The 17,478-nt window shown below is 62.9% G+C and carries 18 protein-coding genes; 10 read left to right on the top strand and 8 right to left on the bottom strand.

Annotation, left to right across the window (positions count from 1 at the left end; genetic code table 11):
* Positions 1-11: 11 nt before the first annotated feature.
* The 7 genes from LPN03_RS01790 to LPN03_RS01760 form a co-directional block, all read right to left on the bottom strand.
* A complete protein-coding gene (locus LPN03_RS01790; RefSeq protein ID WP_262452808.1) occupies positions 12-305 on the bottom strand; it encodes a hypothetical protein in 294 nt (97 codons plus the stop codon).
* Complete coding sequence (locus tag LPN03_RS01785; RefSeq protein WP_262452806.1) at positions 302-772, bottom strand: HNH endonuclease; 471 nt, start codon at positions 770-772, stop codon at positions 302-304. Before LPN03_RS01785 ends, LPN03_RS01790 begins: the two co-directional genes overlap by 4 nt.
* Before the next feature lie 108 nt (positions 773-880).
* Positions 881-1,369 (bottom strand): single-stranded DNA-binding protein, encoded by a 489-nt coding sequence (locus tag LPN03_RS01780; RefSeq protein ID WP_262452804.1) that lies wholly within the window; start codon positions 1,367-1,369, stop codon positions 881-883.
* Positions 1,370-1,556: 187 nt separating this feature from the next.
* The gene (locus tag LPN03_RS01775; RefSeq protein WP_262452802.1) at positions 1,557-1,844 is read right to left on the bottom strand and encodes a hypothetical protein; all 288 of its coding nucleotides are present in this window, start codon (positions 1,842-1,844) and stop codon (positions 1,557-1,559) included.
* Positions 1,845-1,952: 108 nt separating this feature from the next.
* Positions 1,953-6,161, bottom strand: coding sequence for a DNA polymerase III subunit alpha (locus LPN03_RS01770; protein ID WP_262452800.1), 4,209 nt, complete (start codon positions 6,159-6,161; stop codon positions 1,953-1,955).
* Between the two features lie 202 nt (positions 6,162-6,363).
* Positions 6,364-6,930, bottom strand: a complete 567-nt coding sequence (locus LPN03_RS01765; RefSeq protein WP_262452798.1) for a hypothetical protein — start codon at positions 6,928-6,930, stop codon at positions 6,364-6,366.
* Between the two features lie 9 nt (positions 6,931-6,939).
* Positions 6,940-7,827, bottom strand: coding sequence for a hypothetical protein (locus tag LPN03_RS01760; protein WP_262452797.1), 888 nt, complete (start codon positions 7,825-7,827; stop codon positions 6,940-6,942).
* Positions 7,828-7,922: 95 nt separating this feature from the next.
* Between LPN03_RS01760 and LPN03_RS01755 the strand changes: the two genes are divergently transcribed.
* The 4 genes from LPN03_RS01755 (at position 7,923) to LPN03_RS01740 (ending at position 11,854) form a co-directional block, all read left to right on the top strand.
* Positions 7,923-8,474, top strand: coding sequence for a hypothetical protein (locus LPN03_RS01755; protein ID WP_262452796.1), 552 nt, complete (start codon positions 7,923-7,925; stop codon positions 8,472-8,474).
* 391 nt (positions 8,475-8,865) lie between these two features.
* Positions 8,866-9,276, top strand: a complete 411-nt coding sequence (gene nrdI / locus LPN03_RS01750) for a class Ib ribonucleoside-diphosphate reductase assembly flavoprotein NrdI (RefSeq protein ID WP_410468543.1) — start codon at positions 8,866-8,868, stop codon at positions 9,274-9,276.
* A gap of 80 nt (positions 9,277-9,356) precedes the next feature.
* Positions 9,357-11,438 carry a class 1b ribonucleoside-diphosphate reductase subunit alpha gene (nrdE, locus tag LPN03_RS01745; RefSeq protein ID WP_410468545.1) on the top strand — a complete coding sequence of 694 codons (2,082 nt, stop codon included), beginning with the start codon at positions 9,357-9,359 and terminating at the stop codon, positions 11,436-11,438.
* A gap of 146 nt (positions 11,439-11,584) precedes the next feature.
* A complete protein-coding gene (locus LPN03_RS01740) occupies positions 11,585-11,854 on the top strand; it encodes a hypothetical protein (protein ID WP_262452793.1) in 270 nt (89 codons plus the stop codon).
* A 17-nt stretch (positions 11,855-11,871) separates the two neighbouring features.
* Here LPN03_RS01740 and merA read toward each other — a convergent pair whose 3' ends face one another.
* On the bottom strand, positions 11,872-13,317 hold the full coding sequence (merA, locus tag LPN03_RS01735) for a mercury(II) reductase (RefSeq protein ID WP_262452791.1): 1,446 nt from the start codon (positions 13,315-13,317) through the stop codon (positions 11,872-11,874).
* 125 nt (positions 13,318-13,442) lie between these two features.
* On the opposite strand from merA, the gene LPN03_RS01730 reads away from it, so the two are divergent.
* The 6 genes from LPN03_RS01730 (at position 13,443) to LPN03_RS01705 (ending at position 17,468) form a co-directional block, all read left to right on the top strand.
* A complete protein-coding gene (locus LPN03_RS01730) occupies positions 13,443-13,832 on the top strand; it encodes a heavy metal-responsive transcriptional regulator (RefSeq protein WP_262452850.1) in 390 nt (129 codons plus the stop codon).
* A gap of 177 nt (positions 13,833-14,009) precedes the next feature.
* Positions 14,010-14,981 (top strand): class 1b ribonucleoside-diphosphate reductase subunit beta, encoded by a 972-nt coding sequence (gene nrdF / locus LPN03_RS01725; protein WP_262452790.1) that lies wholly within the window; start codon positions 14,010-14,012, stop codon positions 14,979-14,981.
* 279 nt (positions 14,982-15,260) lie between these two features.
* On the top strand, positions 15,261-15,551 hold the full coding sequence (locus tag LPN03_RS01720; protein WP_262452788.1) for a hypothetical protein: 291 nt from the start codon (positions 15,261-15,263) through the stop codon (positions 15,549-15,551).
* Between the two features lie 28 nt (positions 15,552-15,579).
* Positions 15,580-16,629 (top strand): ATP-grasp domain-containing protein, encoded by a 1,050-nt coding sequence (locus LPN03_RS01715; RefSeq protein WP_262452786.1) that lies wholly within the window; start codon positions 15,580-15,582, stop codon positions 16,627-16,629.
* A gap of 6 nt (positions 16,630-16,635) precedes the next feature.
* Positions 16,636-17,088 carry a dUTP diphosphatase gene (gene dut, locus LPN03_RS01710; RefSeq protein ID WP_262452785.1) on the top strand — a complete coding sequence of 151 codons (453 nt, stop codon included), beginning with the start codon at positions 16,636-16,638 and terminating at the stop codon, positions 17,086-17,088.
* Positions 17,085-17,468, top strand: coding sequence for a DUF2493 domain-containing protein (locus LPN03_RS01705; RefSeq protein WP_262452783.1), 384 nt, complete (start codon positions 17,085-17,087; stop codon positions 17,466-17,468). Before dut ends, LPN03_RS01705 begins: the two co-directional genes overlap by 4 nt.
* Positions 17,469-17,478 lie beyond the last annotated feature (10 nt).

Below are 17,478 nucleotides of genomic sequence, written 5' to 3'. Positions count from 1 at the left end.
CGCCCGTTGGGCTATGACAGGACTTTGGCCAGCCCTTCGCTGCGGTAGAGGTCGATCTCATCCGCCCAGCAAATTTCAAGGTGATTTGCCTGTGCGAGAGCATCAAACTGGTCGGCCCAGAACCCGCCGGCCGGCTGCTCGATGCAACGGGCGACGGGTGTGAGGTTGAAGCGCTGCTGGAGCGTGTACTCATCGTTTTCGAACCAGAGAACGGTCCAGATGTCCGGGCTGTGAAGAATGGCATGGGTGAAGCCTCCCGACACCCTCCAGAGCTCGCCAGGCTGTGGCTGAGGGTTGCTGGTCAACGCTGTGCGAACCTTTCCCCGGCCCTGACAACCGACCCCGGGGCGAAGTATTTTCGCCGTCGTGCTTCCAAGCGCATGCGGCTCCATGCACCCGGCATCTTCGCGCCCTTCGAGGTATTGCAACGCGCACAGGCAGCCACAAAGTTGGCCATGCTGGTGGAGCCGCCCTTCGACCAGGGAATGTAGTGGTCGCCGTGGTGGGCCGGCCTCTTGCAGCGGCTGAACGGCCAGCGTTCCAGCTCGCAGCGGTCAGAGGCCCTGGCGAACCCCTCTCTGCGCTGGGTCGCCGAGAACAGCCGGGAGGGATCCGTGCGAGCGGGTCGGCCGGCCTTGGATTTGGCGATGAGCATCCCGATGAGCAGGACGGCGGCGATCAGCATTGGGGCGGGCTGGGTCACGGCGCCCTGCAGGAGGTGGGCGAAACCTTCAAGTGCTGGGGAAGGGCTGGCAAGCATGGGAAAAGGCATGGTGCTTTCGTGGTGGGACGGTGGCTTCGACTTGAAACATGCGTAGACGCAGGGCAAAAACAAGCCCCGGACGGTTTGAAAACCATCCGGGGCTTGTCAGGGGGGACTCTAGAACTCGTCGTCCTCGTCGTCATCGACGACCGGCTTCTTGGCCGCGGGCTTGGCGGGGGCCTTCTTCACCGGCTTCGCGGGGGTGTCCTCCTCGTCGTCCGGGTAGGAGTCCTCACCCTTGGCCTTGTTCTTCGGGGTCTTCGTCACCGCGGCGGTGGCGAAGCGGAGGGAGGCGCCGATTTCGTCGACCTTGTAGCTGATGCGGTTCAGCGTCTTTTCCTCGCCCTTGATGACGACTTCGGTGTCGAAGGTGTCAATGCGGGCCGTGAGCATCACGCGAGCACCCTTCTTGAGGGACTTGACGGCGTTCTCGGCGGTTTCACCGTAGGCGGTGAAGGGGATGAAGTGCGACTTGCCGTCCGTGCCGTCCGGGAGAGGGCGCTCGTTCTGTGCAAGTCGGAAGTTGGTGCGCACCTTGCCGGTCTTCGGGTTGGTGATCAGTTCCAGGTCGCTGGTGAGATTGCCAGTGAAGGTGTGGAGTTCCATGCTGACTGCCTTTCGTGGGCCCTGACGGGCTGCTGAGGACCAGGGTCTCCCGGGTCCGTCTTGATTACTTCTATGCACTCCGGCGATTGACGGGGAGCATGTTTTGGTGCATTTCTGGCCGGGTGCCGGGGCATTCCGGGTTCAGGAATCATGTGTGCGGCAACCCCGAAAAGTGGTGTTGCAACTGCTAGTAGGGGCTGACCTCGGCTCCGAGTTCGCCACTGTTGAGCAACCCCAGAACTTGCTTGCGGACATGGGCAATGACTTCATCCGTGCTGGTGTCGGTGGCGTTGGCCAGGATGTCGATCAGGATGCGGGAGGCATCGACAAGGCCGACGATGAGCTCACGCGGGTTGGTTGAGGCCATAAGGACGTCTACCGAGGCAAAGTCGGCTGTGTCAAAGCTTCCCAGCACTGCCAGTGCCGCCAGGGTGGTGTCTGCTTGAGGCTGGACGGGGGTGTTATCGGTGCCCATGGGGTGTTTCCTCCTCGAACCCTCACGGGCCGGTGTAGATGGTCGACACGGACCGGTGCGGCCGCTGACAACCATGTGTGCGGAGGCCCCAAAACCTCCGCACCGCCGTCATCCGGCCAGCTCCGTGGGCGTAGCAGCGGCAACATCCCTGTCCAGGCGCTGCCACTGGTACGGGTTGTTTCTCCCTGCAGCCCCCTTATGAGGGATGTCCACCCAGCACACGTCCCCGGCGCCGTGCGCGAGTTCGGATGCGTCGGCAATGGGCACGTCAACCCCCTTAGTGATCAGGTAGACGGTGCCCCCTGTGGCGAGCAGGCACCGGTAAATTTCACCTGGGTGGGTGCCGTCCGGGACACCGATCGAGGCGTGTCGGTTGCGGAATTCGGCGTTGCCGGTGATGATCTCTCCCGCAATGCCGAATTCGAAGCGGTTGCACAGGACGGTGACCGTGGAGTCTTCCCTGTTGGCGGACCACGCGCTCATGTCGATGACATTAGAGGGCTCGGCGGCAGCGTCTGTCTCTGAACTGGCCGGTTGTTCCGGGCCGGACGCAAGCTTCTTGGTGGGCGGAGGTGTCGGGGTTGAGGATGCCCGCAGCTGGCGGTACTTGGCGGCGAAGTCAACCACGGTGCAGGGCACATCGATATCGGGCTCGCTGCCGGCGTCGATGGGCCAGACCTCGCTGATGGACAGTTCCTTGGTGGTGATGGCTTCCTGCGTTCCGGCTTCCTCATCACCGACCATGGTGGTGCGGACGTTTACCTTGCCGGAAACAGCCACCACATCCCCGACTTTCGGAACTTCGCCGTTGCGCCGCAGACGACTCAGGGTCCAGTCCCAGACGACACCGTTGATGGACACCTTGGACGATTCGAGCGTGAAGTTGGCGCGGCGGCCTCCCGAATAGCCTTTTTCGTCCCAGGCGGCGATGACCCCGACGGTGAGCACCGGCTCGCCGTTGCCGTCGGCGATGCGGTGCAGGGCCGTAACGGAGCTGCCGTTGGGGGATTCCCATTCACGCAGGACCGATTTCAACGACACCAGCGGGTGGATGCCCAGACTGGTTCCGAGGCGGGCCCGCTGGCGGGTGGATTTCTCCACGTCGGACCACTCAGCCTGGAGCGGCTGGACGTTGGAAGACTGGGCTGCCCGCAGGACCATGATGTGGCCCAGCCGCGGCCCGAAAGAATCCAGGGCCCCGGCTTCGATCAGGCCCTGGAGGGCGGTGACGGAAATGCGGCTTCGCTTGGCGGGGTCATCGGTCGGAACGGTCACCCTGGACAGCAGGTCACCCAGGGAGGTGAACGGGCCGTTCGCTTCGCGCTCGGCGACAATGTGGGTTCCGGCATCGCCGACGCCCTTCACCTCAGCCAAACCCACAAGGACTGCCCCGTTGACGGGGGAGGTGCGTGCCTTGGACAGGTTGACATCCGGTGCCCGGACTTCGATCCGGTCATCGCGCAGTGCGCTAAGCGCTGTCAGCCGCTTCTCGTCCTTGTCGGCGACGGCAAGGATCCCGGCCGCATATTCGACGGGCCAACCCGATTTCAGGTATGCCGTGGCATAGGCCAGCCAACCGTAGGCGGCCGAGTGGGAGGCATTGAACAGGTAGCTGGCGGCACCGGAAATGAAGCCCCACAGCTTGCCGGCCGTCTCCACGGAAAACACCGGGCTGATGGTGGTGCCGTCTTCGTCCAGGAATTCCCGGGGTGCCCCCTCATTCCACATCGACAGGCAGGCGTCCATCTCGGACTGCTTCTTTTTGCCCATGGCCTTGCGAAGCCGGGACCGCTGCGAGGCGTCAAATCCCGCCACCACCGTGGAAAGGCGCATGATGGTTTCCTGGTAGATGGCCATGCCATAGGTGGCGCCCATGACGGAGTCAATCCACTGCGTCTCCACGGGGTCGCGGGTGAACGCTGTGTAGCTGACGGGCTCGTCCCCGGACTTGCGCCGGGCATAGGTGACATCCATGCCGGCCTTGAGGGGGCCGGGCCGGAAGAGGGCGACAATAGCGGACACATCGTCCAGGTTTTCCGGAACCACGTCCTGGGCGACCTTGATCATCCCGGCACTTTCCATCTGGAACAGGCCGGAGGTCTTACCGGCAGCCATGAGCCCGTAGGCGCCGTCCACCACCGGGTTGTCCTTTGTCGACGGGTGGGGGATGGTGTCGAGGCTGAGGGCCGTCCCGGTGGATTCTTCGATGAAGTCCATGGCCTGGTGGGCGATATCCAAGTTGGTCAGTCCGAGGACGTCCATCTTGAGCAGGCCGATCTCCTCGCAGTCTCCGCCGTCCCAGCAGATGACACGGGGAGCGTGCGGGTCGGCGCCCTTGGCATGCGACTGCCAACGCAGCGGAACCAGCTCGTCCAACGGTTCAGGGGAGATGATGAAACCGCACGCATGGATGGATTCTGTCTTGGTGATGCCTTCGAAAGACTTGGCCAGGGCAAGGATTTCCTCGGCGTCCTCACCCGAATTCTGCACCAGGTCCCGGAAGGCCTGGCCGGACTCGTCGGTGGTGTCTGCCAGCTGGCTGAACGTGTAGGCCTTGCCGCCGGCAGAAGGGACGAGAGCAGAGAGCTGGTTGCCGAGCCGCTGCAGGTCATTGCCGCGGGCCAGGATTCCCTTCATCGCGGCCTGAACAATGCGGGTAGCGTCGGCCTGACGGCCCTCCGCGCGCAGTTCGGCGACCTGTTCGGCCGTATCCGTGTCGAGGACGCTGGGCTTGAGGATGCGTGCGGCGTCCTTGATGGCGGCCTTGGACAGGGCCATGCCGAAGGTGCCGATGTGGGCAACCCGGTCCTCACCCCATCGCACGCCCAGGTACGCGAATACCTCCGGCCGGCGGGCGGCCTCGAAGTCGACATCAATGTCAGGCATGCCAGCGCGGCCCGGTTCCAGGAACCGCTCAAAGAGCAGGTGGTACTCGAGCGGGTCGATGCCCACGATTTTCAGGCAGTATGACGATGCTGAGCCAGCAGCGGATCCACGCCCCGGGCCGACAAGGATGGGACGCTTGCGTTCACGGGTTTCCTCGTCGACCGCCTTGCCGGTGTGCAGGTCGACCCAGTCTTGCGCCATGTAATCGGAGCGGGCCCAGGCGATCACGTCGTGGACGATCAGGAAGTAGGCGGGGAACCCCATGGAGATGATGATGTCTTCCTCCATGCGCAGGCGCTCCTTCACCTCCGCGGGCAGGGGGCGGCGCTGGCCGGTCTCCGGGTCGGTGCCGTAACGCTCGACAGCTCCTTCCTTGACCAGGTGGTGGAAGTAGGCGGCCTCACTGTCAAAACCCGGTGGGACAGGGAATTTGGGCAGCCGCATTTTGGGGTCGGGGATGACCTTGTCAGCACACAACTCGGCCACCTTGACGGAGTTGGCCACGGCCTGGCGCCAGGCGTCAGCGGCCGGCTTGTTCTTGATGTTGCCGAGGACGTCAAGCATTTGCTGCTCTGACCGGACAAAGTAGCTGTCGTCACCGTTGAAGCTGAACCGGGCCGGGTCGTCCAAGGGTCGCTTGACGCCGACCGCCAAGAAACCATCGTGGGCCGCCGCCTCGTGTTCATGCTCGTAGTGGCAGTCGTTGGTGGCAACCATCGGGATCCCGGTCTCCGCGGACAGGGCCCGAATTTCGCGGAAGGCATGGGTCTCGGCCTTGATCCCGTGGTACATCACCTCCAAGAAGACGTGCTCGCGCCCGACGGCAGTTATGAGGCGATCCAGGTTGGCGCGGGCCTCGCGTCGTTTCTCTTCGGCGCCCTCGGGGTCGCCTGACTTCTCCAGTACCCCGGCGCGAGCCAGCGGCCCCGCAACAGGTCCGCCGAGGCAACCGGTGAGGATGATGAGACCTTCACCGTGCTCATCCAGCAGGTCCAGGTCGATGCGTGGCTGGTACCAGTGTGTGTCTTCGGCCTTGTTGTGCAGGGCCAGCAATGATTTCCAACCCGCCTCGTTGCAGGCCAGGACGGTGAGGTGCATGTACCGTTTGGTCTTTTCCTTGCCTTCGTCCGCGTCGGAAACGTTGTCGTCGTCGTTGGGGACGATTTCGGAGTTCTGCTCGAACCGCGAACCGATGGCCAAGTACATTTCGATGCCGATGATGGGCTTGATCCCGGCTTCCAGGCAGTTCTTTTGGAATTTCCACGCTCCCGCCAGGGATTTGTGGTCGGTAATGGCGATGGCCTTCTGGCCCAGTGCCGCAGCAGTGCGGGGCAGGGTCTTGATGCGAGAAAGGCCGTCCAGGGAACTGTGCTCTGTGTGGACGTGAAGGTGGACGAATCCGCTGCCGTCGGCGGAAGGTGAACCTGACATGGTGCTCCTGGTCTTGCTGGGCGAAAGGTGGCTGTAGGCCATGAACGGGTAGTTATCCCGATGGCTCCTATGCATTCGGTCGTGCGACGGCGTCGGAGGTACTAACTATGTGTGCGGCAGCTCCCTGCTTTGTGGGTTGCGCGCCTGCCCCACCAAAAAGCACCCGCACCGGGGATCAGTGCGGGTGCTTTTTGGATAGGACCTAGCGGGCCAGATAGGGGGCCAGAACCCCGATGCATGCGGCGGCAGCCATTGCCAGGCCGAGCAGAATGAGGAGAACCCAGCGGGGGCGCTTTTGCGGGCCCTTGGCTGTTGCCCGCCTCGCATCTCCTTCAATGTCAAAGTCCGGGATGGCCGCCGTTGCGAATGGTGGTGGATTATCGCCGGACCCGCCCGGCGGACCCGCTGGGAAGCCATCGCCGGCACCCATCAGGTCCGAGGAGACGGGTCCACCGGTCAGGGCGGCCTCAAAAGCCTGCTCAAGCTGCAGACTGGGCGCCAGCTCCTCAGGTTCGTCCTTGCTCGGGGCTTCCTCGATAACGGGGGTGACATTGCCTTCCTCGTCGACGAGGTCATAGGTCACGGTGCCGTTGGGATGGGTTGAGGCCATGAACAGCGTTCCGTGCCGCCGGGCATATCGGGCCATCAGCACGAGCGCTGTCTCGCGGTTCAACCCCTCACAGCCGGGGATGATCTGGCCGCCGGCGAAGATGTCGACGGATCCTGAGTAGTCGATGCGGACATCGATGACCGGGTGTTGGCTCTCCACGGATGCCTCCTAGGCTGCCAATCCGGTGTGGAGCTCGTCAATGGTCCCCCAGAAGGCGTCCCGCGTCGAGGCAAGCCACTCGTTTGCAGCGTCCATGGGGCCGTTGGCGAAATCTTGCAGTGACGCGTAGTTGCCGATGCGGGCTTCCTGTTCAATCTCTGCCCAGAATTCAATGGAGCTTTGCCCTTCCGTGGGCACTTCACCAAGGAACTGTCCTGCGAGGCTGGCAACAATGGCGATTTCTCGGCGCACCTCGTCGAAGGTGTCCTCCTCCGCTGCGTCCCAGATGGCTTCCATGAGGTAGTCAGCCGTCATGGCCCATCCTGCCTCGGTCACGGGGGCTTCCAGTGCGAGGGCGGACTTGATGGCCCAGAGCGGGTCGTCGTCGACGTAGAGGTACGGGCCCAGGTCGATCGAGTCCAGCAGGTCATCAACGCCTCCTGCCTGCCATTCGCTGATGCGGTCAACGTCCGCGGGGTTGTCGACATCGATGCCGACCGTTTCCAGGATGTCAACCCAGCCGGACTCCGGGTGGTAAAGCCCGGACGCCGACATTTCCAGGGCTACCCGGATGGAGCGTACTGCGTCCGACTCCTGAACAAGCTCCTTGTTCGGACCAGTGGGCAGGTTGTAAGCATTGCCCACGCGCGCCGGCAGCCAGAACAGCGGATGCCACATGGCCTCCGGGTTCACCTCGGAGAACCGGCGCCCGCCGGCCGGCACCTCCGTGTAGATGGGCACGGGGACGGAGCAGTTGGCGTTGAAGGTAAAACTGGACGGGCTCTGTCCGGTGGCTTCTTGCCACTGGGCGATCCGCATTGAATTTTCAAAGGCAGACCGTGCCAACAGCAGGGTGTCCCCGGGTTTCGTCAGCAGTTGCCGGCGCTTGTTGTCCATGAATAGTGTCCTCTGTGGTTGTGGTGCATCTGCCCGAAAACATGCGTAGATTCTCTTCAAATGGCCGCCAGGGCGGCGACTGCATAGTACAGACCATGGCTAACAGTTCAAAAGAGAAGGGCGACCGCTACGAGCGCGAAGCCGTTCCGGTCTTCGCCCACCTCCTGCCGGAATTCGTGGTTAAGAAACCGAGACGGATGCTCGGCGCCGGGCGGCAGGACGACGTAGGAGACCTTGCCGTCTTGCCGGACGTTGCGATTCAGGTGCGGGCCCTGGTCAACATGGGCAAGGCAGTCAGAACCTCCTCCGCGGACGCAGTCTCGCAGGCGGCCAATGGGGACATGCCCTACTCGCTGGGGGTCGTCCCCGTCCAGGGCGCCCGGAAAGACCAGGTGCGGTGGCTGGCATGTGTCGACGTTGATTCCTGGCCCACACCCGTTGAGCCGGTTGCAGAATTCTCCATCGTCTCGAAAGCCCTGGCCTGGGTGCGAGACGACAAAGGTCCCTACGGCTACCAGGTGTGGGACCGTGCCGCACGGATCGGCTTGCTGTCCGGACAGGGCTCGCCGGCTCTTGTCGCACCGCTTGAAGCCTGGGTCGAGGCCTACCGGCATGCGAAGCAGTCCAGTGGAGCTTTGGCAGCCTGAGGCCGTCCGCACACATGGGAACTATGAACGAGCGAGAGGCCATGCAACCCGATGTGGGCCAGCGGTACACGGACATTCTCACTGGCAGGGTGTGGCAGATAGCCGGATTCCGGTCCCGCCAAAGGGTGTGCCTTGTCTCCGGGGCGGGCGAGCAACAGGAGATTCGGGACTATACCCCACTCACCGAGCTAGCCGCCTGGTTTAAGTACCTGGACTGCGACCACATCGGACATTGTTGCCGGACCCACCAGGTACATGTCAGCCCACATTCCGGCTGTCTCCTGCGCTGATGGCCACGCGATCGAGCCCAGCTTCCAAATCTTGGAAGCTGCCCGCCGGAGGGTGGCCTGCATAGAGGCCACAAAACGCTGGCGACAATCAATGAAAGTGAGTGGTCTTGGCCCGGCTCATCTACTTCTCGTCGGTCTCTGAGAACACTCATCGATTCGTGCAGAAGCTCGGCACTAACGCCATCCGGCTTCCCCTGCACACCGCTGAGGACACGGTCATTGCCACCGAACCTTTCGTCCTGATGCTGCCCACCTATGGCGGCGGAGGGGCCAAGGGGGCCGTGCCCAAGCAGGTGATCAAATTTCTGAACGTCGAGGGCAACCGCGATTTTCTCCGCGGTGTTATTGGCGCCGGGAACACCAACTTCCACGACTCCTACTGCTTGGCGGCAGATGTCATCGCGGCCAAGTGCCGCACACGGTTGTTATACCGCTTCGAAATTATGGGCACGGCCGACGACGTCGACCGGGTCCGAACTGGATTGGATGAATTTTGGAAACAGCACTCGTAAACCAGGCCGTCACCGACCTCAAGGCCGCCACTGCCACCCCCGACCGGCTCCAAGGCTTGGGCTACCACGAGCTCAACGCCATGCTGAACCTGTACGGCCCCGACGGCGGCCTTCAACTGGACGCCGACCATGAAGCAGCCAAGCAGTACTGCAAATTTGAGGTGAATGGAAACACCTGGTTTTTCCATTCGCTCGAGGAGAAGCTCGAATTTCTGGTGGAGCAGGACTACTACGAAGCCGAACTTCTGGCCAAGTACAGCCCGGCATTTATCAAGGATCTCTTCAAGCAGGCCTACGCCCACAAGTTCCGCTTCGAGAGCTTCCTGGGCGCCTTCAAGTTCTACACCTCCTACGCCATGAAAACCTTCGACGGCAAGCGGTTCCTGGAACGTTTCGAGGACCGCGTGACCATGGTTGCCCTGGGACTGGCTGACGGCAATGAAGCCCAGGCCCGCATCTACGTCGATGAAATCATCACCGGCCGCTTCCAGCCGGCTACCCCGACGTTCCTGAACTTCGGCAAGAAGCAGCGCGGCGAACTCGTCTCGTGCTTCCTGCTGCGCACTGAGGACAACCTGGAATCGATCTTCAAGTCCATCACCTCCTCCGGGCAGCTCTCCAAGCGTGGCGGCGGCGTGGCCGTGTGCCTGACGAATCTGCGGGAGGTCGGGGCACCCATCAAGAAGATTGAGAACCAGTCCTCGGGCGTCATTCCCGTGATGAAGCTCCTCGAGGACACCTTCTCCTACGCCAACCAGCTCGGCCAGCGCCAGGGGGCCGGGGCTGTCTACCTGCACGCCCACCACCCGGACATCAACCGGTTCCTCGACACCAAGCGAGAGAACGCAGACGAGAAGGTGCGCATCAAGACCCTGTCTCTCGGGGTGGTTGTCCCGGACATCACCTTCGAGCTCGCGAAGACTGATTCGGACATGTACCTGTTCTCCCCGTACGACGTCGAAAAGGTCTATGGCGTGCCGTTCTCCGACATCTCCGTCACCGAGAAGTACCACGAGATGGTGGATGACGCCCGGATCAAGAAGACCAAGATCAAGGCGCGCGAGTTCTTCCAGACCCTCGCCGAGATCCAGTTCGAGTCCGGCTACCCGTACATCATGTTTGAAGACACGGTGAACCGCGCCAACCCCATCGACGGCAAGATCATCATGAGCAACCTCTGCTCGGAAATCCTGCAGGTTTCCGAAGCGTCCACCTTCAATGACGATTCCAGTTTCGCCACCATCGGCAAGGACATCTCCTGCAACCTGGGCTCGCTGAACATTGCCAAGGTCATTGACGGAGGTGACCTCGGCGCCACCGTCGAGGCTGCCATCCGTGCACTGACCGCGGTATCAGACCAGTCCGACATTCAGGCCGTCCCCTCGATCGCCGCCGGCAACTCCCGCTCCCACGCCATCGGCCTGGGCCAAATGAACTTGCACGGCTTCCTGGCTCGCGAGCACATCCACTACGACTCTCCGGAAGCGGTGGAGTTTACCAGCGTCTACTTCGCCGCCGTCGCCTACTACGCACTGCTGGCCTCCAACAAGATCGCCATCGAACGCGGTGAGACCTTCGACGGCTTCGAAAAGTCCACCTATGCCTCTGGCACGTTCTTCGACAAGTACACGAACAAGTCCTGGTGGCCGACCCTGACCGAGGTCTGCCGCCTGTTCGAGGAGTTTGGCATCACCTTGCCAAGCACCCAGGACTGGGAACAGCTGAAGGTGTCCGTGATGGCCCACGGCATCTACAACCAGAACCTGCAGGCGGTCCCGCCCACCGGTTCCATCAGCTACATCAACAATGCGACAGCGTCCATCCACCCGATCGCCTCCATGATCGAGATCCGCAAGGAAGGGAAGCTGGGGCGTGTTTATTTCCCGGCGCCGCACCTGACCATGGAGAACCGGGAGTACTTCAAGGACGCCTACGAGATTGGCTACAAAGCCATCGTTGACATCTACGCTGCGGCGACCGAGCACGTCGACCAGGGCCTCTCCCTGACGCTGTTCTTCAAGGACACCGCCACCACGCGCGACATCAACCAGGCCCAGATCTACGCCTGGCGCAAGGGCATCAAGACCATCTACTACATCCGCCTCCGCCAGATGGCCCTGGAGGGCACGGAAGTGGACCTCTGCGTCAGCTGCACCCTGTAGGGTCAAGGTACAACCACTAACGACAATGCCCGCCGGCACCTGGATAGACGCTGGCGGGCATTGTTGCGTCCGCAGGGGAGGCGGAGGGGCCGAGCCTGCCGCACACATGGGTGCCATAAGCGCTACCGCTCGAAAAGGACACCCTCATGACCCGCCTGCGCAACACCCCCGGCAACGAAATCTTCATCACCACGACCGGTGACGAGCCGGCCGACTGGCCCGATCACTTCCGCCCCGGCGACTTCGTCAAAGTTGTCGCCTACAACGAAGGAATGTGGACCGAAGTCGAGGAAGACACCGGAACGGAAATCCTGGCCACCATGGCGAACACCCACACCGAGGGAAGGCTGCACTTTGGCGAACCCGTTGCCTACCTCCGAGAAAACGTCCGGAACTGGATGCCAGCCCGGACGTAGCAAACCCCCGTCAATTGTCAAACGGCGCAGCAGGAAAGTTTGGTGATGTCTGTTGAGTAGGACTGTGCGGTGATCTTGAGGCCCTCGGTCATGGTCAGGTAGGGGCTCCACATGTGGGCAACCTGTTCCACTGTCATTCCGGCTTCGAGCATGTAGACGCCGGCAGCTGCGAGGTCTCCGGCGTCCTTGGCGACGGCCGTGATGCCCAGTATTTTTCCGGTATCCGCGTCGGCGACCATTTTGATGACGCCGCGGGTGTCCCTGTTGACCAGCGCCCGGGGGATGTATTCCAGGGGCACGACCCGGCATTCACACCGGTAGCCGGCGGCGTTGGCTTCCCGGTCGGTCAGTCCGACGGCGGCCAGGGCAGGGCTGGTGAACGTGACGCGGGGAAGGGTGCGGTAGTTGACCCCGCGGCCGGCGTTCGTGAATGCGTTGTCGACCACCATGGTTCCGTGGGCGGCGGCGACGTAGACGAAATCGCGGCCGCCGGTGACGTCCCCCGCGGCCCAGATCCGCGGATTGGAGCTGCTGAGCTGGCTGGTGACCAGGATTTCGCCCCGGTCCCCGGTCTTGACCCCGACGGCGTCCAGGTTCAGCTCCGCGGTGACGGGCCGGCGCCCGGTGGCGACCAGCAGCTTGGCGGCACTAAAGCTTTCCTCGCCGCCGGACACGGTGGCCGTGGCTGTGATTCGACCGGTTGTCGGGTCGGTGCCGACGGCTGATACGACCGCCCGGCGGACGACACGGATTCCTTCGTCGGCGAAGACGCCCATCAGGGCCCGGGAGGCTTCGGGTTCCTCGGCCGAGGCGAGCCGGGAGCGGACCAGCATGGTCACTTTCGACCCGAGACGGGCGAAGAGCTGGGCCTGTTCGAGGGCAACGTACCCGCCGCCGAGGACCAGCAGGGATTCGGGCACCTCCTGAAGTTCCATGGCCGTGGTCGAGGTCAGCCAGTCCACGTCCGCCAATCCCTGGATCGGGGGCGCCCAGGGGGCGGATCCCGTGGCGACCAGGTAGTGGGAGGCCGTAACGGTTTCCCGGGCCCCGTCCGGGCCGGTGACTTCCAGGACCGGTTCCTCCGGTGTGCCGGCAAACGCGGCGTCGCCCTGGCGCAGTTCCCAGCCATAGTCCCCGATGAGGTCCACGTACTTCTCCGAGCGCATCCCCTCCACGAGGGCACGCTTGCCCGCGATGAGCGCGGGCATGTCAACCGGGGACGCCTGGGCGCCGATGCCGGGGAACCTGCCGGACACCTCCACGGCGACATGGCGGGCCTCGGCGGCCGCCAGCAGGGCCTTGGACGGAACACAGCCGGTGTTCACGCACGTCCCGCCGATGGTGGACCGCTCGACCATGAGGACCCGCTTGCCCAGGCTGGTGGCCCGGATCGCGGCCGCGAACGCCCCGCCACCGGAGCCAATGACCGCCAAGTCGAAATCGCAGGCAGCGGGCTCAGTCATGGTTCCTCCAAGGATCGTTCATCATCACACATCACGGCAGCGGCCGTTGCGTCTGCCACCAGTGTGCACCTTCCCCTAAACTGGAAGGTCAAGCGGGAACCTCCCGCCGGATGAAGGGGTGCATGATGCGCATAGGCGAAACGGCCGCCGCTGCCGGCCTCACAGCCAAAACACTCCGATTCTACGAGGACCGCGGCCTGCTGCCGGTGGCCGACCGGGCACCGAACGGCTACCGCGACTACACCCGGGAGACCGTCGACCGGCTCGAATTCATCCGCCGCGGTCGCACCGCCGGGCTGACGCTGGCTCAGATCGGGGACATCCTCAGAATCCGGGAAACCGGCCACGCCCCGTGCATCCACGTCCGGGACCTGCTTGCCGCACAACTCGAGGACCTGGACGCCCGGATAGCCGAACTCACCGCACTGCGCGCAACCGTCGCCGACGTCCATGATGCTGCAGCCGCGGGAGATCCTAAAGCCTGCGACCCCACGCTCATCTGCAGCTACCTGTAAACGGGTCATCCTACAAGGGCGGAATGAAGCACCGTTCGTCCACGCTCAAAAGCAAGGAGAATGCCCAGAGCGAAAACGGCACCTAATTCCTTAGGAACGGCCGTCGAAGCACTTTCTGCATAGGAGGAAGCAAACGGACCTCGGTCCAGCGACCCCTTGTGAAAGAAGCACCACCTCATGGGAGCACTCAAGCTCATCGAGCGCGTCAGCGCCATCAACTGGAACCGTATCGAGGACGAAAAGGACGTCGAGGTCTGGAATCGCCTGACTAACAACTTCTGGCTGCCGGAAAAGGTCCCACTCTCCAACGACATCCAGTCCTGGGCCACGCTGACCCCTGAGGAGCAGCTGCTGACCATGCGCGTGTTCACCGGGTTGACCCTGCTGGACACCATTCAGGGAACGGTGGGCGCTGTCTCTCTCATCCCGGATGCTGTGACCCCGCACGAGGAAGCCGTCTACACGAACATCGCGTTCATGGAGTCCGTGCACGCCAAGAGCTACTCCTCGATCTTCTCGACCGTGTGCTCCACCAAGGAAATCGACGAAGCCTTCCGCTGGTCCGTGGAAAACGAGTACCTCCAGAAAAAGGCCGCCATCATCCTCGACTACTACAAGGGTGATGACCCGCTCAAGCGCAAGATTGCCTCCACGCTGTTGGAGTCCTTCTTGTTCTACTCCGGCTTCTACCTGCCGATGTATTGGTCCTCGCGCGCCAAGCTGACCAACACGGCAGACCTGATCCGTCTTATCATCCGAGACGAGGCCGTCCACGGCTACTACATCGGCTACAAATTCCAGGTCGGCCTGGCCAAGGAAACCCCGGAGCGACAGGCCGAGTTGAAGGAGTGGACCTTCGACCTCCTCCATGAGCTTTACGAGAACGAGGTCAACTACACCCACTCCCTCTACGACTCAGTTGGCCTCGCCGAAGACGTCAAGAAGTTCCTGCACTACAACGCCAACAAGGCCCTGATGAACCTCGGCTACGAGGCCATGTTCCCGAAGGATGCTATCGCCGTGAACCCTGCGATCCTGTCCGCACTGTCCCCGGACGCCAACGAGAACCACGACTTTTTCTCCGGCTCAGGGTCCTCGTACGTGATGGGCAAGGCCGTCAACACCGAAGACGATGACTGGAACTTCTAGGCACCAGCGATTGCGCCGACTGGCTGCCCCCACCCTGATCGCTGGAGTGGGGGCTCTGGTCGCGCTCAGAAGCCTGCACGCATCCCGAGCCCTGGACCTGGTGGCCGTGGCCATTTCGGATGAGCCTGCCGCCCTGAGGACCCGCCCACGGAGAACCCTGAACCGAATGCGAAAAGCAATCGACCGGCTCCTTCAAAACGGGCAGGACGCCAACCTTCGTGCCCGACGTGGACTCATAAACCAAATTCTCGCCACCAGCGACCTTCGAAAGGCCATCCGTTGAACATCCCCGCCATCATCTTCGCCATCCTCGCCACGGCCACACTGGTTGCCTTGTACCTGTTTCAAAACCGGAAGTTTGCGCAAATAAAAGCCCGCGGACTTTCTGCCACCGAGGCGGAACTGGAAGCCATGCCGGCGCCTGAGCTGCGCATCCTGCAGGATGTCCTGGGAGCCGGATACGACAGCGCATCAGACCAGGCCAGGGAACGGATTCGCCTGATCGACCAGCTCTACCGCAAGAAGAGGGAGACGACCCTGGTCGCACACTACCTCCCTGGCGACCACTAACCCCCGGGCCGCCGTACACATGGACGCCATGATTACCGCCCCGAAGACAGGCCAGCACCTGGTCACCATCGTCCCCCGGCCGGCTCCGTCGGCAATTCGACCCGGACACGAAGCGGGAGCTAACGAACTCCAAAACCTTTGGTACCGGCATATGGGCACCCCGCGCGACGTGGAAAGTGACTACGAGGAACACTTCGAACAGGCTGCACGCCTTCAAGCCGCCTTGAACGGTTTCGGCGACGACAATGTTTGGCTCCACATCGGTGGCAGGGACGAATTGGCGGTGCGCAACCTGGGGACCGGTGAGACGCGGCAGCTGAGCGAACTGGCCCATTTGCCGCGCTATGGCCTCCAGGAGGGCCGTCCGGGGCACAAAGTCGAACTCAAGCAGGAGCGTCTTGCCGGCAAATACGCTCTCTATCCGTCGTTCCAGCAGAGGGCCGGCCGCCGATCCGTCCTGGCAGGGTTCGGCACTGAAGACGATCAGGACCTCGAGGTTGTCCTCGGGGATCTCTATGCCGCCGGGGTGCGGAAATTCTTCATCAAGGCCAACGTCGCCAAGCTCGGGCTGTGGAAGTTCACAGCAGGGGAGGGGCTGACACCGTCGGAACTGCAGCGGCAGTTCCTGGACGAAGACGACGGCTGGACGATTGTCCGGCACGAAGGTGACCGTGATTTCTTTCAGGTTCAGGAATCCGTGACCATGACCCATGAGTACCGCATGTTCATCATCGGCGGCCAGCTGGTGACCGGTGCCGGGTGCGTCGAGGAATTCACACCCCTGGACAACAATGGCCAGCCCTTCGACCCAAAAATGCGACCCCACCGCAACTCCGACGGCCCGGTCCGGGACGAGCCAAAGATCCTGGAAAGCTACCTCGAGTTCGCCAGAGACGCCGTGTCAGCCCTATCCGCCGACGTGCCAGACCTCCACAACTACGTGATGGACCTCGCCCTCGGCTCCGACAGCCGCCCGCTCATTGTCGAACTCAACGGCATGCTCAACGCAGGGCTCTACGCCTCGCGCCCCATCGAGGTCACCCGGGCCCTCGCCCGGTTGGCTGCAACCACCGAATAGGAAAACATGACCCTCGAAACCATCCACGTCCCGGCCATTCTCAAAACCTGGGACGCCGAACCTCACTACGCGAGCCCTGGTGATGCCGGTGCCGACCTCTGCGCTGCCCACGACGTCGTCCTCCCGGCCGGCAAGCACGCCCTGGTCAAAACCGGCGTTTCCGTCGCCCTCCCCGATGGTTATGCGCTGTTCATCCACCCCCGCTCTGGACTGGCCCTCAAGAATGGCATCACCGTCCTGAACTCTCCCGGCACCATCGATTCGGGGTTCAGGGGCGAAATCGGAGTTATCCTGCACAACACAACGGACACCGACTTTCAGGTGAACGTCGGTAATCGAATTGCCCAGGCCGTCGTCCAGCGCTACGTTCGCGCCGTCTTCACCCCTGTTGAAGAGTTGCCGGAATCCGAGCGCGGCACCGACGGCTTCGGATCCACCGGCGGGCACGCATCGCTGTGACGGCGCTCAGGCTGCTGATCACCGGCTCCCGCGACTGGGAGGACCGGGCAGCCATCAAACGTGCCCTGCGTGACTGGTGGAACTCCAACGATCGCGCCCCAGATGCCATCCTGGTGTCCGGGGCATGCCCGACCGGGGCGGACAGGATCGCCGAGGAACTCTGGGAACGCAACGGACTCCCCGTCGAACGGCATCCGGCCCGCTGGCGAGTCGACGGGAAGCTCAATCGTGCGGCCGGATTCATCCGCAACGCGGCCATAGTCGACGGCGGGGTGGATCATTGCATCGCCTTCATCCGCAACAATTCCAACGGTGCCACCCACTGCTCCGCCTATGCAGCGAAACAGGGTATGCCCGTTACGCTCATCACCGCGGACTGAACGGCTGCCG

This window comes from Arthrobacter sp. A2-55 (assembly GCF_025548615.1).
GTDB lineage: Bacteria > Actinomycetota > Actinomycetes > Actinomycetales > Micrococcaceae > Specibacter > Specibacter silviterrae.
The sequence above is the reverse complement of the archived record's forward strand: the minus strand, read 5'-3'. Positions and strand labels throughout refer to the sequence as shown.